This window comes from Brachybacterium sp. HMSC06H03 (genome assembly GCF_001807385.1).
Taxonomy (GTDB): Bacteria; Actinomycetota; Actinomycetes; order Actinomycetales; family Dermabacteraceae; genus Brachybacterium; species Brachybacterium conglomeratum.
This window is the reverse complement of record NZ_KV788756.1, coordinates 1-22,380: the sequence shown is the minus strand read 5'-3', so window position 1 is coordinate 22,380 and position 22,380 is coordinate 1. Positions and strand designations below refer to the sequence as shown.

Genomic DNA, 22,380 nt, shown 5'->3' with positions numbered 1-22,380 from the left:
CGGGCGGGGCGGCGTCACGCGGCCGCGGCCGCGTCGCTCAGCGGCGGCCGACGAACCAGCCGCGCACGATCGAGATCCGCTCCTCGATCTGCTCGGCGCTGGCCTGCGCGACGGCGGGCCCGCCGCTGCGCGAGCGCAGCGTGTTGTGGACCGAGCCATGCGGGGTGCCGGACTTCTTCGCCCACGCCGAGACCAGGGAGCTGAGCTCCTTGCGCAGGTCCATGAGGCGGCGGTGGTCGACCACGCCGGGGGTCGTCGGCTGCTGGTCCGCACCGCTCTTCTGGCGTCGGGCCTGCTGCTGGGCCTGATGCTGCTGGAGCACGACCCGCATCTGATCGGCGTCCAGCAGCCCGGGGATGCCGAGGAACTCCTGCTCGTCCTCCGAGCCGATCATGCCGCCGGCGCCGTACTCGCCGCCGTCGAACAGGACCCGGTCGAAGGAGGCCTCCGACTCGAGCGCCTCGAAGCTCATCTCGAGCTGGTCGCTGGCCTGCTCGGGCCGGTTGGCCTGCTCGATCAGCGACTCGTCGAGCCCGGTCTCCTCATCGCCCGTCTTCGGCCGACGGTCCAGGACGTGGTCGCGCTCCTCCTCCATCGCGGCGGCGTGCGCCATCAGGATCGGGACGGTGGGCAGGAAGACGCTCGCGGTCTCGCCGCGGGTCCGCGAGCGCACGAAGCGGCCCACGGCCTGGGCGAAGAACATCGGGGTGGAGGTCGAGGTGGCGTAGACGCCGACGGACAGGCGCGGCACGTCCACGCCCTCGGACACCATGCGCACCGCGACCATCCAGCGGTCGTCGGAGGCCGAGAAGTCCTCGATCCGCTTGCCGGCGCCCTCGTCGTCCGAGAGCACCACGGTGGGCGCCTGCCCGGTGAGGTCGTGGAGGGTCGCGGCGTAGGCGCGGGCGGCCTTCTGGTCGGTGGCGATGACGAGTCCGCCCGCGTCGGGCACATGGCGGCGCACCTCGGTCAGGCGCCGGTCCGCGGCCGAGAGCACGGACTGGATCCACTCCCCCTTGGGGTCCAGGGCGGTGCGCCAGGCCTGCTGGGTGATGTCCTTGGTCTCCAGCGCGCCGAGCTGGGCGGAGACCTCGTCGCCCGTCTTCGTGCGCCAGTGCATGCGCCCGGAGTAGGTCATGAACAGCACCGGACGCACGACGTGATCGCGCAGCGCCTCGCCGTAGCCGTAGGTGTAGTCCGCCTTCGAGCGCGCGAAGCCCTCCGCGTCCTCCTCGTAGGTGACGAAGGGGATCTCGGAGTCGTCCGAGCGGAACGGCGTGCCGGTCAGGGCCAGGCGCCGCGTGGCGGGGTCGAAGGCCTCGCGCACCCCGTCGCCCCAGGTCCGGGAGTCGCCGGCGTGGTGGATCTCGTCGAGGATCACCAGGGTGCGGTCCGCCTCGGTGCGGGCGCGGTGCAGCGCCGGGTGCATGCCGATCTGGGCGTAGGTCACCGCGACGCCCTGGTAGTGGCTGCCGTGCGCGCCCTGGGAGTTGGAGAAGTTCGGGTCCAGGGAGATGCCCACGCGCGCGGCGGCGTCGGCCCACTGGGTCTTCAGGTGCTCCGTCGGGGCGACGACGGTGACCCGTCGGACGGTCCCCTCGGAGAGCAGACCCGCCGCGATCTGCAGCGCGAAGGTCGTCTTGCCGGCGCCCGGGGTCGCGACGGCCAGGAAGTCCTTCGGCGCCCGGGTGCGGTACATCTCGAGGGCCTCGGCCTGCCAGGCGCGCAGCTTGGGGACGGTGCCCCAGGCGGCGCGCTCGGGGTAGGCGACGGGGAGCGTCCTCGCCGCCGCCTCGGAGGGCTGGCGGGGGTCGCTCTGGGAGAAGAGGGAGGGAGTGGTGTTCACGGCGTGGACCACCGTACCGCCGGGGACCGACGACCCGCCCACCTGCCCGATGTGAGGAAGTCCGCGGGGGCGCCGCGAGGGCGGCGCCGCCTCTCGGCGGCACCGCCCTCGCGGCGGGTTCCTGCAGGGCAGGGGCTCAGCGGCGACCGCCGAAGAAGCCGCGGAAGCCACCTCCGCCGCGGCCGGAGCCTCCCTTGCCTCCTGTGCCGTCGCCGCCGTCGTTCGGCTCGCGGATCCCCTCGTAGATCTCCTTGCACTCCGGGCACACCGGGTACTTCTCGGGGTCGCGGCCGGGCACCCACACCTTGCCGCACAGCGCGATCACGGGCGTGCCGCCGAGCGCGGCCTGGGTGATCTTGTCCTTGCGTACGTAGTGCGCGAACCGGTCGTGGTCGCCGTCGTCGGTGGTCTGCTCCTGCTCCTGCACCTGACGGTCCAGGACGGCGGTGGGCGCGGCTCCCGGGTCGTCGGAGTAGGGGTCCATGCGGGACGGATCGGACTTGGAGGACATGGAGGTCATGACAGCCTCCCTCGCTTTCTGCCTCGGTCGCGGGCGTGCTCGTCGAAGCCTAGCGGCCCCGCCTCCGCGAGGACAGGACACGGGCCTGGGACACTGGGCCCATGGATGGCGTGGCCGAGTTCTTCCGGAGGATCCCCGTCGAGATCGTGCGGGTCGGCGGCTCCGTGCCGTGGCGGACCGGCCTGCTCGGCCTCGCGCTGGTGCTCAACATCGGCTTCTTCCTGCCGCTGTCCCCGGGCGGGATCGGCCTGCCGGGGCTGGACAAGGCCGTGCACCTGCTCCTCTTCGCGGCCACCGTGTTCACCGCCGGACGCGTCCTCGCCCCCGCGCGGCGCTTCCCGATCGGCTGGGTCGTGGTGGCCGCGCTGGTCCACGCCCTGGTGGTCGAGCTCGTCCAGCACATCGCGATCCCGGGCCGCTCCGGCGACCCGGTGGACGTCCTCTTCGACGTGGTCGGCATCGCGCTCGGCCTCGGGCTGTGGGCCGGCGAGCGGATGCTGCGCCGCGCCGCCGCCGAGCGCGAGGTGGAGCCGTCGGCCCCGCCGCTCGAGCAGCCGCAGCGCTGAGCGGCCCTGGATCCGAGCTGCCATGGATCCGAGCGGCCGCCCGACGGGCCGCTCCCGGCCCGCGAGCGCACCGGTCCGACGCCGCCGGGGCCGCCACGGCCCCAGCGGCGCGGCGGGGTCAGCCGTTCAGCGTGATCTCGTCGGCGTAGACCGCCGTCATCGTCCCGGTGATCGTGTCGATGGTGCCGGCCTCCTCGCGGGCGACCTGCTCGACCGCGCTCGCGACCGCCTTGGTCACCCCGTCGTGGAAGACGCTGGGGACGATGTAGGTGGGGTTGAGCTCCTCGGCGCTGACCACGTCGGCGAGGGCGTTCGCCGCGGCCAGCAGCATACGGTCGCTGACCCGGGTGGCGTGGGCGTCCAGCAGCCCGCGGAACACGCCGGGGAAGGCGAGGACGTTGTTGATCTGGTTGGCGAAGTCGCTGCGCCCGGTGGCGACGACCTCGGCGTGCTTGACCGCCTCGGCGGGGTCGATCTCCGGGGTGGGGTTCGCCATCGCGAAGACGACGGCGCGGTCCGCCATCGTCGCGACGTCCTCGGCGGAGAGGATGTTCCCGGCGCTGACGCCGATGAACACGTCGGCGCCTGCGACCGCGTCCTGCAGGGTGCCGGTGAGCTGGCGCGGGTTCGTGACCTCGGCGATCCAGGGCAGGCGCCCCTCGAGCTTCTCGCGGTTCTCGTGGATGATGCCGTCGATGTCGGTGACGATGATGTCGCGCGCACCTGCCGCGCGCAGCAGGCGCAGGATCGCGGTGCCCGCGGCGCCGGCGCCGGAGAGCACGATCCGGGCGGTGGAGATGTCCTTTTCCACCACGCGCAGGGCGTTGCGCAGCGCGGCGACGACCACGATCGCGGTGCCGTGCTGGTCGTCGTGGAAGACGGGGATGTCGAGCTCGGCGCGCAGGCGGTCCTCGATCTCGAAGCAGCGCGGGGCGGAGATGTCCTCGAGGTTGATGCCGGCGAAGACGGGCGCGACCGCCTTGACGTGGGCGACGATGTCGTCGACCGAGTGGGCGTCCAGGCAGATCGGGAACGCGTCGATGTTCGCGAAGCGCTTGAACAGGGCGGCCTTGCCCTCCATCACCGGCATCGCGGCGAGCGGCCCGAGGTCGCCCAGGCCCAGGATCGCGGAGCCGTCGGAGACGACGGCGACGGTGTTGCGCTTGATGGTCAGGCGGCGCGCGTCCTCTGGGTTCTCGGCGATCGCCTTGACCACGCGTGCCACGCCCGGGGTGTAGATCATCGAGAGGTCGTCGCGGTGGCGGATCGGGAGCTTCGACTCGACCGTCAGCTTGCCGCCCAGGTGGGCGAGGAAAGTGCGGTCCGAGACCTTGCCGAGCTCGACGCCCTCGAGCTCCTTGAGCGACTCGACGACCTCCATCGCGTGATCGTGGCCGCTGGTGAGCACCGTGATGTCCGCCCGCATGCGCTCGGGCCCGGAGGCGGAGACGTCGAGCGCGGTGACCGTCGCCCCGTGCTGCTCGATGCGGCCGGTGATGTCGCTGACCGCTGCGGAGCGCGCCGCGAACTCCAGACGGACGGTGATGGAATAGCTGACGGATGGCATCGGTGACATGGGACACAGCCTAACGCGCTCGACCTGCTCGGATCGACCGCGCGACCCGCAGGTCAGGACGGCTGCCCGGAGGGTGCGGCGGCGGCCGTTCCGAGGAGGGGGAGTTCTGCTCGAGGTCACGCCGTTGAACCTGGAACCGCAGGCGGAAGAGGACTCTGATGAGTGAACAGCACATGCGCCGCTCACGGCTCGGCGTCGTCGCGGCTCCCCGACGGGCGGTGACCCTCGCTCTCGCGACCGTCCTGCTGGCCGGCTGCGGCAGCGGCGCTCCCTTCCCCCGTCGGAGGCGGTCGCGACCTACGAGGCGGTGGCCGAGGACCTCCTCGCCGCCACGACCTCGGTGCACGCGATGAACTGGGAGCGGCGCGGGCAGGAGATCCTCGAGCCCGGCGCCGAGGACTGCCGCTACCGGGCGGGGGTCTGGCAGGCCGACGGCAATCTCTATCCCGTGCCCGGACAGGGCATGGACTGGGATCCCTGGCGGGAGGCGCTCGACCCCGTCCTCGAGGAGCACGGCTTCTCGTCGCTGGGCCGCGAACGACGCAGCGGCGCCGTCACCTGGCTGGAGGCCGACGGCGAGCACGGTGCACGGGTGCGGCTGACCGCCGAGGGCGAGCTGCGGATCACGGACATCCGTGTGGACGCCGAGCCGTGCGAGGACTCCACCCTCGGGCTCTGACCCCCACGCCCCGGCGGCTCCTGGTCCAGGACCGCCGGCTGGAACGGGCCTCAGTCGGTGTACGCGGGGACGTCCCCGGCGTAGCGGGCCCAGAGGGTCTGCGCGGCGGGGATCTGCTCGGCGTAGCGCTCGGGGTGGGCGGAGATCTGCACGGCCTGCGCGGCCTCGCCCGGCGCCCACTCGTGGTAGTCGGGGGCGAGGTCCAGCAGGCCGGGGGCCTCGGAGTGGTCGCCCAGGCCCAGGAAGGCGTCGATCGCGCGCTTCTTGTGGCGCACCTCGTCGTAGGTGCCCCAGCCCATCGAGGGGCGCTGCTGGAACAGGCCGCCGGAGTCGAGGTCGACGGCGGGCTCGTAGTTGCGCAGCCAGGACTCCACGATCGCGGTCGCGAGGGTGATCGTCGCGGCCTGCTCGTCGAGGCCGTGCCCCTTGATCACCGCGATGATGAACTTCGCGTTCTCGACCTGCCACTCGTCCATCGCGTCCAGGAGGAAGCCCTCGCGGGTCTCCGGACGGGTCATGAACTCCTCGGTCCAGACCTCCTCGGCGCGGGCGGGCGCGACGGTGCCGAGCGCGGCGAGGGAGGTGAAGCCCACGGCACCGGCGAGGAGCAGGTGACGGCGGGAAAGCGCGGCGGACGGGGAGACGGGCATCGGGGTTCCTTCGGTGCGGAGGGCTCCGGGCTCGTCGAGCTCTCGGGGCGGGGCGCTGACAACGTAACGAGGCATCCCGGATCCTGTGAAGGGCACCAGACGCTCCCGGACAGCGCTGCGACCTGCGGTTTGATCTGCACATGACCTCGCCATGGAAGTCCGTGGCACTGAGCTCGGCGCGGCGTCACCCCCGGTCGCGCCCTCTCCTGGACGCCTGTCACCGCGACTCGGCGCGGAGCGAGGAGCGGGCTCGTCGGCCCGTGAGGATCGTTCGGTAAAGCTTTCGTAGAACGTCCCGCTGACACCCAGGGAGGGACTCAGGTCACGCGGAGGTCACGGCGCGGAGGCACCCGTCACCACTCGGAGCGCAGCGGCGGGGACGGTCGACGCGCTCAGGCGCAGAGCTCGGCGATCGCCTTGCGGATCCGCTTGTCCGAGACGGTCTGCGCCGTGCCGAGGGTCTGCGCGAACAGGCTCACCCGCAGCTCCTCGAGCAGCCAGTCGATCTCCTGCACGTCGGGCTCGGCGCGGCGACGGGCGGAGAGCTTCTGCTTCTGTGCGGCCCAGTACTGCTCGAGGTCCCCGATCTGCCAGGCGAGCTGCTCGTCCCTGCGCGGGTTCTCCGGCAGCTTCTCCAGGCGGTGCAGATCGGCCTGCAGGTAGCGGGAGAGGTCCCCGAGGTGCGCGATCCCGGTGCGGGAGATGAACCCGTCGCCGAGCAGGGAGGCTGCGTGCTCGCGGATCTGCGTGAGATGCGAGAGGACCGCGAGGGAGGTGGCCCGGCCCAGCTCGCGCTGCAGCTTCGCGTTCACGGCGAGCGCGGCGGCGGCGTCCTTCACGGCACCGGCGGCGAGCTCGTCGTGCCGCTGCCGCACGGTCTCCAGCAGCTGCTCGTACTCCGCGCGGGTGCGCACCTGGGCCTGCCCCGCCAGGTGCACGGTCGCGGCGCGGGAGGCGTCGGCCAGGAGCGCGGCGGTGGAGGCGTAGTCGGAGCCGGAGACGGCGAGCTTGGTGGGATTGGGCAGGGCGTTCAGCACGCGGGAGAGGTCGGTGCCGATCTCCCGGTCGATCAGCGCGATGACGCCCTCGCGGTGGGCGAGGGCCTGCTCGTCGGCCGTGGCGAGAACGGCGAGGTCGACCCGCTCGAGCCGCCCGTCCTTGCCGCGCCGGGCGACGAGGGACGGGTAGCCGGTGACCTTCAGACCGCCGACGGTGGACTCGTGGACGGCCGGCACGCCGCCGGCGGGGAAGCTGGGCAGGTCGGTGCGCGCGATCTCGGTGGACTGGTTCGAGACGGTCGTGTCCACGCGCTTCTTCAGCCGCTGCTTCAGCGCCTCGAGGTCATCGCCGGCGCCGACCTCACGGCCCTTGCCGTCCACGACCCGGAAGTGCATCCGCAGGTGGGCGGGCAGCTTCGACAGGTCGAACTCGGGGCCGTACAGCGGCAGGTCCTCGGGCACGCCGGGCAGGGCCACGAGCTCGTCGGCGACCGCCTCGACGAACGCCTCACCGCCGTCGGGGTCGTCGTCGTGCAGGGTCCCTGCGACGGCCTTGGCCCGTTCTGGGGCGGGAACCAGGTGGCGGCGGATCGGCTTCGGGAGGGAGCGGATCAGCTCGGTGACCAGCTCCTCGCGCATGCCGGGCACGAGCCAGTCGAAACCGCGCGGTGCGAGGCGGTTCAGCACCGCGAGGGGGATCGTGGCGGTCACGCCGTCGGCGCCCTTCGCCCCGACCTCGCCGAAGGAGTAGCTCAGCGGCAGGGTGATGTCGCCCTGCACCCAGGTGTCGGGGAAGTCGGAGCGGATCGCCTCGGTGACCTCCTCGTCGGCGGCCAGCAGGTCCTGCTCGGTGAGGGTGAGCAGGTCCGGGGTCTCGTGGCGGGCCTTCTTCCACCATGTGTCGAAGTGTCGGCCGGAGACGACGTCCTTCGGGATCCGCGCGTCGTAGAAGGAGAAGAGCTGCTCGTCGGAGATCAGCAGGTCGCGGCGTCGGGTCTTCGCCTCGAGCTCCTCGAGTCGGGCGATCAGGGCGCGGTTGTCGCGGAAGAAGTGGTGGCGGGTGCGCCAGTCCCCCTCGATCAGGGCGTTCTGGAGGAAGATGTCGCGCGCGGCCTCGGGGTCGATGCGCCCGTAGCCGACGACGCGGTCGGCGACCAGCGGCACGCCGTACAGCGTCACCTTCTCGTGCGCCATGGCGGAGGCGCGCTTGGAGGACCAGTGCGGGGCGGAGTGGGAGCGCTTGACGACGTGCGCACCGGTCTCCTCCGCCCAGGCGGGGTCGATGCGGGCAGCGGTGCGCCCCCACAGCCGGCTGGTCTCCACGAGCTCGGCGACCATGACGTAGTCGGGTCGCTTCTTCGCCAGCGTCGAGCCGGGCCACAGCGCGAAGCGTGCGCCGCGGGCACCGGAGTACTCACGGGTGCGGTCGTCCAGCAGGCCGACATGGCTGAGCAGCCCCGCCAGCAGCGCCTGGTGGATCGCCTGCGGGCTCGCGTCGTTGTCGTTGCGGGAGAGCCCGGCGTCCTTGGCCATGTCCCGCAGCTGGGCGTGCAGGTCCCACCACTCGCGGATGCGGAGGTAGTGGAGGTGCTCGGCGCGCACCTCGCGGCGGAAGGCGCTGGAGGAGAGCGCGTCGCGCCGCTCCTGCAGGTGGTTCCACAGGTTGAGGAAGGAGAGGAAGTCGCTGGTCTCGTCCTCGAAGCGCTTGTGCTTCTCCTTGGCCTGCTGCTCCTGACCCAGCGGCCGTTCGCGCGGGTCCTGGATGGACAGGGCCGCGACGATGATCAGCACCTCGCGCAGCGCGCCGAGCCGGCCGGCCTCGATGAGCATCCGCGCCATGCGCGGGTCCAGCGGGAAGCGGGCCAGGGTGCGGCCGACGCGGGTGAGGCGGCGCCCGCCCGGTGCGCGCTCGTCGGGCTCGATCGCGCCGAGCTCCTCGAGCAGGCGCACGCCGTCGGTGATCGCGCGGGAGGCCGGCGGCTCGACGAAGGGGAAGGACTCCACGTCGCCGAGGCCGAGGCTCGTCATGAGCAGCACGACGGAGGCGAGGGAGGTGCGCAGGATCTCCGGCTCGGTGAACTCGGGCCGGCCCTCGAAGTCCTCCTCGGAGAAGAGGCGGATCGCGATGCCGGGGGCGGTGCGGCCCGAGCGGCCGGAGCGCTGGTTCGCGCTGGCCTGGGAGATCGGCTCGATGGGGAGGCGCTGCACCTTGGTGCGCTGGGAGTAGCGGGAGATGCGCGCGAGCCCGGAGTCGATGACGTAGGTGATGCCGGGGACGGTCAGGGAGGTCTCGGCGACGTTGGTCGACAGGATGATGCGGCGGTAGGTGCCGGCCTTCGGCGGGGAGAAGATCTTCTGCTGGTCCTGGGCGGAGAGCCGTCCGAACAGGGGCAGAACCTCGACGGGCAGGGCCGAGCGGCCGCGGGTTCCGCGCGCGAGGTGCTTCTCGAGGGAGTCGGAGATCTCGCGGATCTCCCGCTCGCCGGGGAGGAAGACGAGCATGTCGCCGGGGCCCTCGGCGGCGAGCTCGTCGACCGCGTCGGTGATGGCCTCGGTGAGGTCCCGCTCGATGGAGTGGATGTCCTCGAGCTCGTCGTCCTCGTCGACGTCGGCCTCGAGCAGGAGGGGCCGGTAGCGGATCTCCACGGGATAGGTGCGGCCGGAGACCTCGATGATCGGGGCGGGCTCCCTCTCCCCCGAGGGGAGCGTCGCGGCGAAGTGCTCGGCGAAGCGCTCGGGGTCGATCGTGGCGGAGGTGATGATGACCTTGAGGTCGGGGCGCTGCGGGAGGATCTGGCGGAGGTAGCCGAGGATCACGTCGATGTTCAGCGAGCGCTCGTGGGCCTCGTCGATGATGATCGCGTCGTAGCGCTTCAGGAGGCGGTCCCGGCCGATCTCGGCCAGCAGGATGCCGTCGGTCATCAGCTTCAGCCGGGTGCCGCGCGAGGTCTCCTTCGTGAAGCGGACCTGGTAGCCGACGGTCCCCTCGCCGAGCTTCTCCCCCAGCTCGCTCGCGATGCGCTGGGCGACGGAGCGGGCGGCGATGCGTCGCGGCTGGGTGTGGCCGATGATCCGGCCGTCCTGCCCGTAGCCGAGCTCGAGCAGCATCTTCGGGATCTGGGTGGTCTTGCCGGAGCCGGTGGCGCCGGCGATGACCACGACCTGGTTCTCGGAGATCGCCTTCTGGATGTCCTCGCGGCGCTGCGAGACGGGCAGGTCTCCCGGGTAGGTGATCCGCGGCCCGGGGCCAGGGGCCTGCTCGGCAGGGTGCGGGGCAGACGGATCGGGGTTCGAGGAGGTCGTGGTCATGGCGGGGCCACTCTACGTGGGCGGCCCCGCCGCCGTCGTGCCGATTCCGGGCCGCGGCGACGGGGCCCACAGCGGGACGACGGGCAGCACCGGGATCATCGCCGATGAACAGACCTCCGGCAGCGGCGAACAGCGGTACCAACCGCGGCCGTCGCCGTCCGCCCTGCGCGCGGACCGGGAGCCTAGCGACCGTGAACTCCTGCGTGACCGACTGGGTGGGACCAGCGGTGTCCTTGTGCTCGAAGGCGGCGATCGCGATGCCGTCGGGCACGGTGCCCGCCTGAGGAGGGTGCGTCGCGCGGAGTGCTGACCTGGGCGTTGTGCACAACCCAGGGGCGCGTCGTCGCCCACCGGGCAGGATCCGGGGCATGAGATATCGGATCGGCTTCTGGATCGGGCCCGCCCCCGTCGACGACGAGTCGGCGTGCGCGGACCTGCACATGCACCTGCACACCGCCGGGCAGTTCGTCGGCTCGCCCACGCCGCCCCTGCCACCCACCCCGCGGATCGCGCGCTTCACCGCGGCCGTCCTCGAGGAGTTCCCGGCAGACCTCGCGGACCCCCGGTCCCCGTGGCGGGACATGGACACCGCGGAGGCCGCGCACGGTCAGACCTTCGCCCCGGTCCTGTTCGGGCCCGACAGGAAGGTGATCGGGCGCCTGACCCAGCTCGCAAACGAGCACGGGCTGCAGACCTTCGACCTCGCCGCCCATCGCCTGCTGCGCCTCGAGGACGTCGTGGAATGGGAGGACGGCCCCTGGATCACGGGCCCTCTCGGCGGCAGCTGGGACGAGCCCGAGGCCTTCGCCTGTCGCGGGCCGGAGATCGCCCGGGAGAGGCTCGCACTCGCTTCGTCGGCCCATGTGCTGGCCGGCTCAGAAGAGGACAGTCCGTGAACGGCGTCGGCCATCACTCGAGTGCCCCGATCGGTCCAGCAGGTGCGCGCCGCCCCAGTCAGCTCGCCAGCAGCCTCCGGCCGATGCGTCCGAGCGAGTGCCCCTCGGGGTAGACGAGCAGAAGAGCGAGCGCCACGCGCACGGCCCAGGCCCGGGCACGCGCCTGCAGCGCCTCCCAGATCGCATCGTCCTCGATCCCGGTCCAGGCCGCGGAGGCCCGGTAGACCTCGAGCAGCCCGGTCGTGGACCGGGAGAAGTGGAGCAGCAGGGCGCCGAGATCGCTCGCTGGGTCCCCGCGGGTGGTGTCGCCCCAGTCGATGAGGGTCACCGCGCTCGGGGAGGCCGGCGGCGGGACGACGACGTTGCCAGGGTGCGGGTCGCCGTGGAGCAGCAGCTCGCGGCCCTGCCATTCCTCGGCGTCGATGCCCGCCTGCCATGTCCGAGCGGCGCGGCGCGCGGCGTCCTCGTCGAGCCCTGCCCGGTCGAGATCGGCCGCGAAGTGCTCGGCGCGGGTCGCGAGCGGCACCCCGCGCACCGGGTTCCTCCCCACCTCGGGGGCAGGGCCGGAGTGGATCGTCGCCAGCATCCGGGCCAGGTCCTCGGCGACCTGCTCCTGCGTCGCGGCGTCGCACTCCGCAGCCGTCATCCCGTCGATCCACTCGACCACGACGGCGTCCTCGGCGGTCGCGATCACGCGCGGCAGATCCATCGGGAGCGTGGTGCCCAGCCCGCGCAGGCGGCGCAGCACCGTCACCTCCCGGCCCAGCAGCGCTCGCGAGCTGCGGCGGCGGGCGATCCGCAGCACCAGCGGGGCGCCGTCGAGCGTTCCGATCGGCCACAGGACGTTGTCCCAGCCCTCGCCGCGGGGGCGCTTCCCGATCGCCCAGCTGATCCGCTCGAGCTCGACGCCCTCCTCGGGCCGCAGCCACGCGCAGAGCAGCTCCACGCGGCGCAGGTCCACGGGCAGGTCGGCAGGAGGGAGGACGGGGGCGATATCCGGCGTGCCGGTCATCCGCCCACCGTACCGGGCAAGGCCTCGCCCGGACGGGCGTTCTCCGACGTCGCCCGTGCCGCGGGTCCCGGAGGTCGCTCGACGGACCTTCCCTCCCGCGGTCCCGGAGGCCGCGCGACGCATCGCCCTGCCTCGACGGCAACCGGAGGGAAGCCGAGCAGGTCTCGGTCGGGGATGAGTACGGTGTGAGCTGGAGCGAGCATCGAGGCTCCGCGGCCCCGCGGCGCGTCCGCGGCGCCCCGTCTCCTCGACCCCACGCCCCGTCGCAGGGCAGGGGAACGCCCCGTCGGCCCCGCGGCTGTCACCGACCCCCAGGAGGTTCCCGTGGCCCGCATCGGCATCCAGCTCATGATGCTCGAGGAGCACGTGGCCCAGCAGGGGCTGCTGCCCGTGCTCGAGCGCGTGCGCGAGACCGGCTTCGAGGTCGTCGAGGTCTCCCAGATCCCGCTGAGCGAGCGCTCGAGACCGCTCGCGAGCAGCTCGGCATCGAGGTCGCGGCGATCTCCGCGACCATGTCCCTGCCGCCCGGCGGTGAGGGCCCGACCCTCCGGGACGATCTCGCGCTGCACGTCGAGCAGGCACGACGCGCCGGCACCCGCATGATCCGCATCGGCATGATGCCCACCGCCGCGCTGCGCTCCCGGGAGGCCTTCGACGCCTTCGTCGCCGAGGTCGACGGCTGTGCCCAGCAGCTCGCGACCGAGGGGATCAGCCTCAGCTACCACAACCACCACGTCGAGTTCGCCCGGATCGACGGCACGACGCTGCTGGACCGGCTGCGCGCCGGGGCGCCGCACCTGCGCTACGAGATCGACTGCCACTGGGTCCAGCGCGGCGGCCGCGACCCCGAGCGGACCCTCGCCGAGTTCGCCGGGGTGCTCGACCTGGTCCATCTCAAGGACCACCGGATCGCGCTGCCGAGCACGGAGGTGCTCGACGCCCGCGACGCCGGAGACCGCGGGACCTGGGACCGCTACTGGGGCGGGGACATCGTCCAGTTCGCCGAGGTGGGCGAGGGGCCCCTCGACTGGCGTTCCGTGATCGAGCAGGCCCTCGCCTCGGGCGCCCACCACCTGCTCATCGAGCAGGACCGCACCTACGGCCGGGACATCTGGGAGTCCCTGGCCGCCAGCCGCGCCCATCTAGTGGCGCTCGGCTACGAAGGAATGTTCACCACAGGAGGTCGTCGATGACGCAGCAGGTCCCCCTCTCCAGCAGGGTCAAGAAGATCATCGAGGTCGACGGGTTGGAGTTCCGCGACCTCGACGGCGACGGGCAGCTCACCCCGTTCGAGGACTGGCGCCTCTCCCCCGCTGAGCGCGCAGCGGACCTCGTCGCGCGCATGTCCCCGGACGAGAAGCTCGGGCTGATGGTGATCAGCTCCCGCCCGATGGGCATCTCGCAGCACAACAAGGAGCTCACCAGCCACGACGGCGTGCTGGACGAGCAGCATCTGCCGATCAAGGTCGACCCGCACACCAGCGCCGGCATCCCCTTCCAGGGCACCACCGAGATGATCCGCGGCATGCACATGCGGCACTTCATCATGCGCGAGGAGCCCACCGGCTCCCGGATCGCCACCTGGATCAACGCGATGAACGAGGTCGCCGAGGACACCCGCTGGGGCATCCCGGTGATCGTCGCCGCGAACTCGAAGAACGAAGCCGGCGGCTTCAAGATGGGCGGCACGCCCGAGGACCAGCCGTTCGCGCAGTGGCCGGGCACGCTGGGCCTGGCCGCGACGGGCTCGCTCGAGGTGATCGAGTCCTTCGCCGCGCACTCGCGCCGCGAATGGGTCGCCTCGGGCCTGCGCAAGGGCTACATGTACATGGCCGACGTGCTCACCGACCCGCGATGGTTCCGCGGACAGGGCACCCTCGGCGAGGACCCCGAGTTCGTCTCCCGCGCGATCGGCGCGCTGGTGCGCGGCTTCCAGGGCGAGGACGGGCTCGAGAAGGACGGCGTCGCGCTGACCACCAAGCACTTCCCCGGCGGCGGCGCGCGCGAGAACGGCACCGACCCCCACTACGCCGAGGGCCGCTTCAACATCTACCCCACCCCCGGATCGCTCGAGGACTACCACCTCCCGCCCTTCCAGGCCGCGATCGATGCCGGCACCTCGTCGGTGATGCCGTACTACGCGATCCCCTCGGACGAGAAGTCCTCCACCCCGCAGGGCCGGGTGAGCGAGTTCGAGCAGGTCGGCTTCGCCTTCAACCGCGAGATCCTCGACCTGCTGCGGCAGATGGGCCACCGCGGCTACATCAACTCCGACTCCGGCGTGCTCTCGAAGATGGCCTGGGGCGTCGAGGAGCTCACCACCGCCGAGCGCGTGGGCGCGGCCGTCATGGCCGGCACCGACATGTTCGCCGACACCAACGACGTGGACTCCGTGCGCGAGGCGTACGTGAAGGGCCTGTTCACCTCCGAGCGGCTCGACGAGGCGGCGAGCCTGCTGCTCGAGGAGCTGTTCGCGCTGGGTCTGTTCGAGAACCCCTACGCCGATCCGGAGGAGGCCGACCGCGTGGTGGCGAACCCCGAGGCGGCGGCCGCGGCGCTCGATGCGCACCGCCGCTCGGTGGTGCTCGCGAAGAACCACGACTCCGTGCTCCCCCTGACCGCCGACTCCCTCGCGGGCAAGCGCGTGTATCTCGAGCTGTTCGCGAAGGACCTGCTGGTCAAGGACCTCGATGCGCTGCGTCGACGGATCGCCGAGGCGCATCCGGGCATCGACTTCACCACCGACCACCGCGGTGCGGACGTCGCGATCGTGATCCTCGCGCCGTTCATCGGCAGCTACTTCGAGTTCGTCGGCATCGGGGACCTCGCGATCGACGACCACTCCCATGTCGACCTCGCCAAGGTGAAGGAGATCCGCGAGAGCGTCGGCACGATGGTCGTGGCGCTGGATGCGAAGTTCCCCTGGCTGCTGGACGGCGTGGAGCCGCTGGCCGACGCGCTCCTGGTCGGCTTCGACACCGACCGCGGCGTGCTGGTCGACGCGGCGCTCGGCGGGTTCGCGCCGACGGGGAAGCTGCCGATCACCTTTCCGGCCGACGCCGACGCGATCGCCGTGGACGAGGACGGGCGCTGCGCCTCCCCGAACGACGTGCCCGGCTTCGCGAAGGAGCAGCACATGGACGGCCGCGCGTACGTGTATGTCGACGCCGACGGGAACCGCTATCAGCTGGGACACGGCCTGAGCTGGTGAGCCGAGCGGAGCGGCGGTGCGGGAGAGCCGCACCGCCGCCCCCGACGGTTCGTCGGCGCCTCGTGCGGCGTCGCGCCCGCGGTCCGCGGCACGTCCCGGCGACGACCCCCCCCGGACATGACGAAGGCCCCCTCCCCCGCGCGTTTGCGCAGGTGAGGGGGCCTTCGTCGGTGAGTGCGATGGTGGAGCCGGCGGGAATCGAACCCGCGTCCGATAGTGCGGAGCCAGGGCTTCTCCGGGCGCAGTCCGTGTTGGCGTTTTCTCGGTCCCGACGATCCCACGAACACGTCGTCGACGGACTCAGTCACTCTGAGGTGTTCATCCTTCCCCGGTGACCAGGGTCGGCAGCAGTGGCTCCTTTGATGATGGAACGATCCGGGTCAGGAGCACCCCCGGGGTTCCAGACTGCTAACGCTGATCAGGCAGCGAGAGCGAAGTCAGTGCGCTTGGGTTCGGCACTTATTGGTTTCCAGAGGACATTAACGAGATGACTCTGGGTTCTCGGCCCGCTTCCCCTCGCTGGACAACTACCGTCGAAACCGATCGGCCCCTGGCGTGGGAAGGCATGACTATCGTGACGGCGCTCTGGCCGTCGTCGCACTCACTCTTCGGTTGTCAAACACCCACGTGCGCCCCTCGGGAGGAACGCTGTGGATCGAGTCTACCGCGAGCGCGCGACGATCTGAAGCGGATATTCCTCAGCTCACGGCGAAGCCCGCTCCCCGCCAGGACCGCTTCTCCCGCTTCCTGGCGCGTGCGCCACGGAGCCTGGACCATGGGCCGCACCGGCGGGGAGGATGGGACGATGAGCAGCTTCGAGGCCGCCGGCACGCGCATCAGCATCGATCCCGAGACCCTGCGCGAGATCGTGCTGGACCCTGCGGCCCTGGCCGAGTGGTGCGCGACGCACCCCACCGATCCCCGAGCCGTGGCGTTCCTGCGGATGCTGGGGAGGCTGGACGAGGCGGCGATCGCGGGCAGGCAGGCGCTCGAGGCGCCGGGGCTCTCCCCCGTGATGCGAGCCGTCCGTCGCACCCGGTACGCGCACGCGCTGCAGTGGCAGGGCGCCTTCGTCGCCGCGGAGGAGCAGCTGGACCTCGCCGCCGAGGAGACGGGGCTGGAGGATCCCACCTCTCCCTCGTCCCTCTCGGCGCTGGCCTCCGTGTTCCAGCATCGGGCGACGTGCCGGTTCGAGCACGCCCTCGCCGAGCAGCGCGATCAGCGGCCCCGGGCGGCGGGGAGGCTGTGGGAGGCGGCGCTCGAGGACGCGCAGCGTGCGCTGTACATGCGGGAGCGGCTCGGCGTCGCCGCCGAGGACGTCATCGAGTCCAGCCGGCAGACGGTGCGTCGCCTGGAGCGGCGCGACCTGGACGGCTGACTGGTTCCCGTCGTGCGGGCCGACCGATCGACCCGCCCGCGCCGAGGGGACGTCGGCCGCTCGGGCGGTGAACGAGGGGCTCAGGCGAGCTCGCGGTGGCGCATGGCGCGCTGCGCCTCGCGCAGGTCTTGCTTCTCGCGCAGGGTCTGGCGCTTGTCCCATTCCTTCTTGCCGCGCGCCAGGCCGATCTTCACCTTGGCGTGGGAGCCGAGGAAGTACATCTCCAGCGGCACGATCGTGAAGCCCTTCTCACGGGACTTGCTGGCGAGCTTCTCGATCTCCTGCTTGTGCATGAGCAGCTTGCGCTTGCGGCGGGCGGCGTGATTGGTCCAGGTGCCCTTGACGTACGGGGCGATGTGGGCGTTGTCCATCCACACCTCGCCGGCGTCGACGTAGCAGTAGCCGTCGATCAGGGACGCGCCGCGGTCGCGCAGCGACTTCACCTCGGTGCCGGTCAGGACGATGCCGGCCTCCCAGGTCTGGTCGATGAAGTAGTCGTGCAGCGCCCGCTTGTTCGAGGCGATGAGCTTCTTCTGGGGTCCCTCGTTCGCGGCGGCCTTCTTCTTGTCGGCCTTCTTCGCGGACATGGGTCCTCCTTCTCTCCGTCTCCGGATGCTGCGCTGGTGATCGCGGCCGCGATCGGACGTCCCAGCGTACGACGTGGCCGCGCAGGATCGCGACCGGTTTCTCCGCGGGCGCACACCTGGGCGGGCGCGGGTCAGAGGAACTTCGCGGGGTTGACCGCGTTGCCGTCCTCATGGGTCTCGAAGTGGAGGTGGCAGCCCGTCGAGGAGCCGGTGGTGCCCACGTAGCCGACGGTCTCCCCCGCCGAGACCTGCGCACCGACCGGCTTCGCGAAGCCCTGCAGGTGGTGGTACGAGGTCGTGACCAGGCGGCCGTTCATGATGCCGTGGCTGACGATGAGCTTGTTGCCCGCGCCGCTGTTGTAGGTGCGGGCGATGACGCGGCCGGAGTGCGCGGCGCCGACGGGCACGCCGCAGGCGACGGGGAAGTCCACCCCGGCGTGCAGCTTCTTCGTGCCGTAGATGGGGTGCACGCGCCAGCCGAAGTTCGAGTTCAGCCGCGCATTGACGGGGTAGACCCAGCCGCCGCCGGTGTTCGCGGAGCCTGCCACGGGGGCGCTCCCACCGCTGCTCTTCTTCTGCTGCTGCTGGGCCTTCAGCTTCTCCTCGCGCTCGCGCTCCTGCTTCGCGAGCTCCTCGATCTCGTCGTCGAGCGTGCTGCTGCGGGTCTCGAGGGACTTCTGATCGTCCTCGTACTTCGTCTTCTTCGCCTCGAGGTCGTCGCGCTGGGTCTTCTGCGTCTCGTACAGCGCGTCGAGCTCGTTCTTCGCCTCGGTCGCCTCCTCCTCGGCGACGCGGGTGCGCTCGAGCGCGTCCTCCGCATCGATCTTGAGCTGCTTGATCTCCTCGCGCACGGCCGACAGGCGCTCGGCGGAGTTCTCGGTGACGGACTGGTCCGTGCGCAGCGCGTCCAGACGGGTCCCTTGGGAGGCCATCGTCAGGCGGTAGTTCATCGAGCGGTCCACCGCGTCCTGCGGGGAGCTGTTGCCGACGTACACCGACGAGGGGCTGGGCATCCCGCCGCCCTTGTAGGCGGACAGCGCGACCGTGGCGAGCTCGTCGTCGCTGCGGTCGACCTCCTCCTGGCCGGTCTCGACCTCGCCCGAGAGGCGCCGTTCCTCCTCCTCGGCCTCGGTGAGGCGCTCGCCGACCTTCCGGTCCTCCTCCTGCGCCTCGCCGAGCGCGACCCGCGCGTCCTCGAGGTCCCGCTGCGCCTGCGGGATCAGCAGCTCGGTCTCCGCGAGCGCGAGATAGGTGTCGGCGAGATCGTCGTTGACGTCGTTCAGCTCGATGCGGAGGTCCTCGAGCTGCTGGTCGACCTCCGCACGCTCGGCGATCTTCTCGTCCTTGCTGCCCTCGGCGGAGGCCGGGGAGAGGGGACCGGTGAGCATGCCCGCGGCCAGGATCGCGGCAGCGGCGAGGAGGCTCAGGGGGCGGCGCAGACTTCCGGAGGACATGCTCACACCTTCAGGTAGCGGTTGAGGGAGACCACCGACGAGGCGATCGACAGCACGGCGCCGAGCGCGACCAGCAGCGGTGTCGCCCAGACGAGGTCCGCTGTGGAGACCGTGATCAGCTGCTCGCCGAGGGTCGGCGCGAGCCAGCCCTGGACGAGATGGTGCAGGCCCAGCCACAGCATGCCCGAGGCGATCAGGCCGCCGATGATCGCGGCGACCGCCCCTTCGAGCAGGAAGGGCAGACGGATGAAGAGGTTCGAGGCGCCCACCAGGCGCATGATCGCGATCTCGCGGCGCCGGCCCGCGACCGACATGCGGATCGTGGTGGCGACCAGCAGCACCGCGGCGACCAGCATCAGCACCGCGAGCCCGAGCGCGAAGAGCGTGGACTGGTTCAGCACGTCGATGAAGGGGGCGAAGGTGCTCAGCAGGTCCGTGACCTCGTCCACGCCGTCGCGGCCCTGGAAGAACTCGACCACGGCGGCGGAGTCGTCGGCGTCGCTGAGGGTGATGTGGAAGGAGACCGGCATGTCCTCGGCGGTGAAGTTCGAGACGAAGGACTCGCCGGCGAACTGCTCCTGGTAGATCGCGAGCGCCTCCTCCTGGTCGCGCTCCGCGACGGAGGCGATGTACGGGGAGAGGACCTCGCCCTCGAGCGCCTCGCGGACCGAGTCGATCTGGGCGTCGGTCGCGGCGCCGCCGGCGCAGGAGGAGGCCGTCGAGTGCGGGGAGCACAGGAAGATCGTCACCTGGGACTGCTCGACCAGGGTCGACTTCATGTCCATGATCTGCTTCTGCATCAGCACGCCGGTGCCCACGAAGGTCAGCGACACGGCGGTGACGATCACGACGGAGATGACCATGGCGATGTTCCGCCACAGGCCGGTGAGGATCTCGCCGAGGATGTAGCGGGCCCTCATCGCAGCTCCTCCTGGTCCTGGTCGAAGTCGCCGGTGAAGTCCTCGGCCTCCCTCACCCGGCGGGCCTCGCGCTCGTCGATCAGGTCCTCCTCCAGCACGTCCCGCGCGACCGGGCGGTCCTCGGCCGACCGGCCGGTGCCGGCCTCGGCCGCGTCGGGCCCGTCGACCTCGCCGGAGCGGTCGGCCCCGACGGGACCGGCGTGCTCCTCGGCGCTCTCGCGCTCGGCGGCGGCCGGCTCGGGCGCCCCGTCCCAGTCGGCGACGAGCTCCTCGTCGTCCAGGGGGTGCTCCTCGCGGTGGGTGGAGTCGTCGGGCAGGTTCCCGGAGATCACGCTGACCGGGGCGGGGGTCTCGTAGCCGCCCCGCTCCTCGTCGCGCACCACCTTGCCGCCGACCATCTCCACGACGCGGCGACGCATGCGGTCCACGGCGGCGCGGTCATGGGTGGCCATCACGACGGTGGTGCCGCGCTCGTTGATCTCGGCGAGCAGGTCCAGGATGCCTTCGGCGGTGGCCGGGTCGAGGTTGCCGGTGGGCTCGTCGGCCAGCAGGATCGAGGGGCGGTTGACGTAGGCGCGCGCGATCGCGACGCGCTGCTGCTCACCGCCGGAGAGCTCGTGCGGGAGCCGCTTGCCCTTGTCCTCCAGCCCCACCATCTCCAGCATCTCGGGGACCAGACGGCGCACCACCTTGCGGGGCGTGCCGATCACCGCGAGGGCGAACTCGATGTTCTGGTACGCGGTCTTCGAGGGCAGCAGCCGGAAGTCCTGGAACACCATGCCGATGTCGCGGCGCAGCGCCGGCACCTTCCAGGACGGGATCCGGGAGAGGTCCTTGCCGGCGACGTAGACGGTGCCGCGGGTGGGGGCGACCTCCTTGAGCACCATCCTCATCAGGGTCGACTTGCCCGAGCCGGAGGCGCCGACCAGGAACACGAACTCCCCGCGGGTGAACTCGATGTCGAGGTTCTCCACCGCGGGGTGCTGGCCACGCATGTACGTCTTGGTGACGTCGTCGAAACGGATCACTGCTGCCTGTCACATCAGGGGGAAAGTCTGGCGCTCCCAGCGTAGGGGCGCATGGTCGTGTTTCCACGGCGCTGTGGACAGGGGTCGGGTCAAAACCTGGTCAAACCCGGGGTGGGGCCGGTCACCAGGGGCCGGCCGCACGGCAGCGGAGTCAGTCCTGCGCCGTCTCGACCGATCTCCTACCGGCTCGTCCCTCGCCAGCACGTCGATCAGCCCTGCGCCGTCTCGACCGAACTCCTACCGGCTCGTCCCTCGCCAGTACGTCGATCAGTCCTGGTTCTTGCCCTGCTCGGCGCGCCAGCGGATGCCGGCGTCGATGAAGCCGCTGATCTCGCCGTCGAAGACGGAGGAGGGGTTGCCCTCCTGGTACTCGGTGCGCAGGTCCTTCACCATCTGGTACGGGTTCAGCACGTAGGAGCGCATCTGGTCGCCCCAGGACGCCTTGACGTCGCCGGCGAGCTCCTTGCGCTCGGCGGCCTCCTCGGCCTTCTTCAGCAGCAGCAGTCGCGACTGCATGACGCGCAGCGCCGCGGCGCGGTTCTGGATCTGGGACTTCTCGTCCTGCATCGACACGACGGTGCCGGTGGGCAGGTGGGTCATGCGCACTGCGGAGTCGGTGGTGTTCACCGACTGACCGCCCGGACCGGAGGAGCGGAAGACGTCGATCTTCAGGTCGTTCTCGGGGATCTCGATGTGGTCGGTCGACTCGATCAGCGGGATCACCTCGACCGCGGCGAAGGAGGTCTGGCGCCTGCCCTGGTTGTCGAAGGGGCTGATGCGCACCAGTCGGTGGGTGCCGCCCTCGACGGAGAGGGTGCCGTAGGCGAAGGGGCCGGCGACCTCGAAGGTCACCGACTTCAGCCCCGCCTCCTCGGCGTAGGAGGTGTCCATGACCTTGGTGGAGTAGCCGTTGTTCTCGGCCCAGCGCAGGTACATGCGCATGAGCATCTCGGCGAAATCCGCCGCGTCCACGCCGCCGGCGCCCGCACGGATGGTGATCACGGCGTCACGCTCGTCGTACTCGCCCGACAGCAGCGTGCGCACCTCGAGCTCGTCGAGGGTCTTGTGGATGCTGGCCACCTCGGCCTCGGCCTCGGCGAGGGTGTCGGGGTCGTCCTCCTCGGCGGCGAGCTCGACCATCACCTCGAGGTCCTCGATGCGGGAGGCGAGCTCGGAGATGCGTCGCCGCTCGGACTGGGCGTGGGAGAGCGCGGAGGAGACCTTCTGGGCGTTCTCGACGTCGTCCCAGAGGTCCTGGGCGGAGGCCTGCTTCTCCAGGTCCGCGATCTTCGCGTCGAGGGCGTCGACGTCCGTCACCTGCTCGATCGAGGACAGGGTCGAGCGGAGCCGGGGGATCTCTTCGGAGAAGTCGATGGAAGCCACGATCGGGGAGTCTACGGCAGAGGGCTCGATGCGGCCCCGGAGTCGTCGAGGAGAGCGGGCAGGGCGCGTCCCATCTCACGACCCACCTCCTCCAGAAGCGCCTCGCCGCGCGCGATCGCATCGGGCACGTCGGCGGCGCGGGAGACGAGGTCGAAGGCCTCGTCGATCCCGGCGGAGGCGAGCTCTGCCGGTTCGAGGGTGACGGCGCCGGCGACGGCGAGGACGGGCAGTCCGGCCGCGGCGGCGCGGCGGGCGACCTCGGCGGGGCCCTTGCCCTGGAGGGTCTGGACGTCCAGCTTCCCCTCCCCCGTCACCACGAGGTCCGCGGCGGCGAGGCGGGCGTCGAAGCCGGCGAGCTCGAGGACGA

18 protein-coding genes and 1 other RNA gene are annotated in these 22,380 nt (G+C 71.4%); 6 read left to right on the top strand and 13 right to left on the bottom strand.

All coding sequences use genetic code 11. The annotated features are described in order from the left end of the window. Positions 1–37: 37 nt before the first annotated feature. Positions 38–1,846, bottom strand: a complete 1,809-nt coding sequence (locus HMPREF3159_RS07045; RefSeq protein WP_246821534.1) for a DEAD/DEAH box helicase — start codon at positions 1,844–1,846, stop codon at positions 38–40. Between the two features lie 136 nt (positions 1,847–1,982). Further along, on the bottom strand, positions 1,983–2,357 hold the full coding sequence (locus tag HMPREF3159_RS07040) for a DUF3039 domain-containing protein (protein ID WP_070500364.1): 375 nt from the start codon (positions 2,355–2,357) through the stop codon (positions 1,983–1,985). A gap of 110 nt (positions 2,358–2,467) precedes the next feature. On the opposite strand from HMPREF3159_RS07040, the gene HMPREF3159_RS07035 reads away from it, so the two are divergent. Beyond that, positions 2,468–2,932: a VanZ family protein gene (locus HMPREF3159_RS07035; RefSeq protein WP_029360240.1), complete on the top strand. Its 465-nt coding sequence runs from the start codon at positions 2,468–2,470 to the stop codon at positions 2,930–2,932. 118 nt (positions 2,933–3,050) lie between these two features. Here HMPREF3159_RS07035 and HMPREF3159_RS07030 read toward each other — a convergent pair whose 3' ends face one another. Next, on the bottom strand, positions 3,051–4,508 hold the full coding sequence (locus tag HMPREF3159_RS07030; protein ID WP_070500345.1) for an NAD-dependent malic enzyme: 1,458 nt from the start codon (positions 4,506–4,508) through the stop codon (positions 3,051–3,053). A 307-nt stretch (positions 4,509–4,815) separates the two neighbouring features. On the opposite strand from HMPREF3159_RS07030, the gene HMPREF3159_RS07025 reads away from it, so the two are divergent. After that, entirely contained in the window at positions 4,816–5,187 is a 372-nt protein-coding gene (locus HMPREF3159_RS07025; RefSeq protein ID WP_070500343.1) for a hypothetical protein, read from the top strand. Positions 5,188–5,237: 50 nt separating this feature from the next. Here HMPREF3159_RS07025 and HMPREF3159_RS07020 read toward each other — a convergent pair whose 3' ends face one another. Next, positions 5,238–5,912 carry a hypothetical protein gene (locus HMPREF3159_RS07020; RefSeq protein WP_246821532.1) on the bottom strand — a complete coding sequence of 225 codons (675 nt, stop codon included), beginning with the start codon at positions 5,910–5,912 and terminating at the stop codon, positions 5,238–5,240. 317 nt (positions 5,913–6,229) lie between these two features. Then, entirely contained in the window at positions 6,230–10,144 is a 3,915-nt protein-coding gene (gene hrpA, locus HMPREF3159_RS07015) for an ATP-dependent RNA helicase HrpA (RefSeq protein ID WP_070500339.1), read from the bottom strand. A gap of 368 nt (positions 10,145–10,512) precedes the next feature. Here hrpA and HMPREF3159_RS07005 point away from each other — a divergent pair, with 368 nt between their 5' ends. Next, positions 10,513–11,040, top strand: coding sequence for a hypothetical protein (locus HMPREF3159_RS07005; RefSeq protein WP_070500336.1), 528 nt, complete (start codon positions 10,513–10,515; stop codon positions 11,038–11,040). A 58-nt stretch (positions 11,041–11,098) separates the two neighbouring features. On the opposite strand, the gene HMPREF3159_RS07000 is transcribed toward HMPREF3159_RS07005, so the two are convergent. Further along, a complete protein-coding gene (locus tag HMPREF3159_RS07000) occupies positions 11,099–12,052 on the bottom strand; it encodes a phosphotransferase (RefSeq protein ID WP_070500334.1) in 954 nt (317 codons plus the stop codon). A 185-nt stretch (positions 12,053–12,237) separates the two neighbouring features. Between HMPREF3159_RS07000 and HMPREF3159_RS06995 the strand changes: the two genes are divergently transcribed. Further along, complete coding sequence (locus HMPREF3159_RS06995) at positions 12,238–13,245, top strand: sugar phosphate isomerase/epimerase family protein (RefSeq protein ID WP_246821530.1); 1,008 nt, start codon at positions 12,238–12,240, stop codon at positions 13,243–13,245. Beyond that, positions 13,242–15,263, top strand: coding sequence for a glycoside hydrolase family 3 protein (locus HMPREF3159_RS06990; RefSeq protein ID WP_070500332.1), 2,022 nt, complete (start codon positions 13,242–13,244; stop codon positions 15,261–15,263). The genes HMPREF3159_RS06995 and HMPREF3159_RS06990 overlap by 4 nt, the downstream gene beginning before the upstream one ends. 180 nt (positions 15,264–15,443) lie before the next feature. On the opposite strand, the gene ssrA is transcribed toward HMPREF3159_RS06990, so the two are convergent. Then, positions 15,444–15,814: a transfer-messenger RNA gene (gene ssrA / locus HMPREF3159_RS06985) on the bottom strand. Positions 15,815–16,068: 254 nt separating this feature from the next. Here ssrA and HMPREF3159_RS06980 point away from each other — a divergent pair. Further along, positions 16,069–16,641, top strand: a complete 573-nt coding sequence (locus HMPREF3159_RS06980) for a hypothetical protein (protein ID WP_070500363.1) — start codon at positions 16,069–16,071, stop codon at positions 16,639–16,641. Positions 16,642–16,721: 80 nt separating this feature from the next. On the opposite strand, the gene smpB is transcribed toward HMPREF3159_RS06980, so the two are convergent. The 6 genes from smpB to HMPREF3159_RS06950 form a co-directional block, all read right to left on the bottom strand. Next, positions 16,722–17,228, bottom strand: a complete 507-nt coding sequence (gene smpB, locus HMPREF3159_RS06975) for an SsrA-binding protein SmpB (protein WP_053917651.1) — start codon at positions 17,226–17,228, stop codon at positions 16,722–16,724. 131 nt (positions 17,229–17,359) lie between these two features. Further along, the gene (locus HMPREF3159_RS06970; protein WP_070500331.1) at positions 17,360–18,682 is read right to left on the bottom strand and encodes a murein hydrolase activator EnvC family protein; all 1,323 of its coding nucleotides are present in this window, start codon (positions 18,680–18,682) and stop codon (positions 17,360–17,362) included. Between the two features lie 2 nt (positions 18,683–18,684). Next, the gene (gene ftsX, locus HMPREF3159_RS06965; RefSeq protein WP_070500330.1) at positions 18,685–19,602 is read right to left on the bottom strand and encodes a permease-like cell division protein FtsX; all 918 of its coding nucleotides are present in this window, start codon (positions 19,600–19,602) and stop codon (positions 18,685–18,687) included. Next, positions 19,599–20,630, bottom strand: coding sequence for a cell division ATP-binding protein FtsE (ftsE, locus tag HMPREF3159_RS06960; RefSeq protein WP_070500328.1), 1,032 nt, complete (start codon positions 20,628–20,630; stop codon positions 19,599–19,601). Before ftsE ends, ftsX begins: the two co-directional genes overlap by 4 nt. 267 nt (positions 20,631–20,897) lie before the next feature. Continuing rightward, positions 20,898–22,013 carry a peptide chain release factor 2 gene (gene prfB, locus HMPREF3159_RS06955; protein ID WP_070500326.1) on the bottom strand — a complete coding sequence of 372 codons (1,116 nt, stop codon included), beginning with the start codon at positions 22,011–22,013 and terminating at the stop codon, positions 20,898–20,900. Between the two features lie 11 nt (positions 22,014–22,024). Then, on the bottom strand, positions 22,025–22,380 hold a 356-nt coding region (locus tag HMPREF3159_RS06950), incomplete at its 5' end, for a glycerate kinase (RefSeq protein ID WP_141748114.1).

Bases quoted from the DNA above. Each gene is read 5' to 3' on its own strand.
- hrpA (WP_070500339.1), bottom strand. From the start codon at position 10,144: ATGACCACGACCTCCTCGAACCCCGATCCGTCTGCCCCGCACCCTGCC.
- ftsX (WP_070500330.1), bottom strand. From the start codon at position 19,602: ATGAGGGCCCGCTACATCCTCGGCGAGATCCTCACCGGCCTGTGGCGG.
- HMPREF3159_RS06990 (WP_070500332.1), top strand. From the start codon at position 13,242: ATGACGCAGCAGGTCCCCCTCTCCAGCAGGGTCAAGAAGATCATCGAG.
- HMPREF3159_RS07035 (WP_029360240.1), top strand. From the start codon at position 2,468: ATGGATGGCGTGGCCGAGTTCTTCCGGAGGATCCCCGTCGAGATCGTG.
- HMPREF3159_RS07040 (WP_070500364.1), bottom strand. From the start codon at position 2,357: ATGTCCTCCAAGTCCGATCCGTCCCGCATGGACCCCTACTCCGACGAC.
- HMPREF3159_RS07000 (WP_070500334.1), bottom strand. From the start codon at position 12,052: ATGACCGGCACGCCGGATATCGCCCCCGTCCTCCCTCCTGCCGACCTG.
- HMPREF3159_RS06970 (WP_070500331.1), bottom strand. From the start codon at position 18,682: ATGTCCTCCGGAAGTCTGCGCCGCCCCCTGAGCCTCCTCGCCGCTGCC.
- HMPREF3159_RS07030 (WP_070500345.1), bottom strand. From the start codon at position 4,508: ATGTCACCGATGCCATCCGTCAGCTATTCCATCACCGTCCGTCTGGAG.
- HMPREF3159_RS07005 (WP_070500336.1), top strand. From the start codon at position 10,513: ATGAGATATCGGATCGGCTTCTGGATCGGGCCCGCCCCCGTCGACGAC.
- HMPREF3159_RS07020 (WP_246821532.1), bottom strand. From the start codon at position 5,912: ATGCCTCGTTACGTTGTCAGCGCCCCGCCCCGAGAGCTCGACGAGCCC.
- HMPREF3159_RS06980 (WP_070500363.1), top strand. From the start codon at position 16,069: ATGAGCAGCTTCGAGGCCGCCGGCACGCGCATCAGCATCGATCCCGAG.
- smpB (WP_053917651.1), bottom strand. From the start codon at position 17,228: ATGTCCGCGAAGAAGGCCGACAAGAAGAAGGCCGCCGCGAACGAGGGA.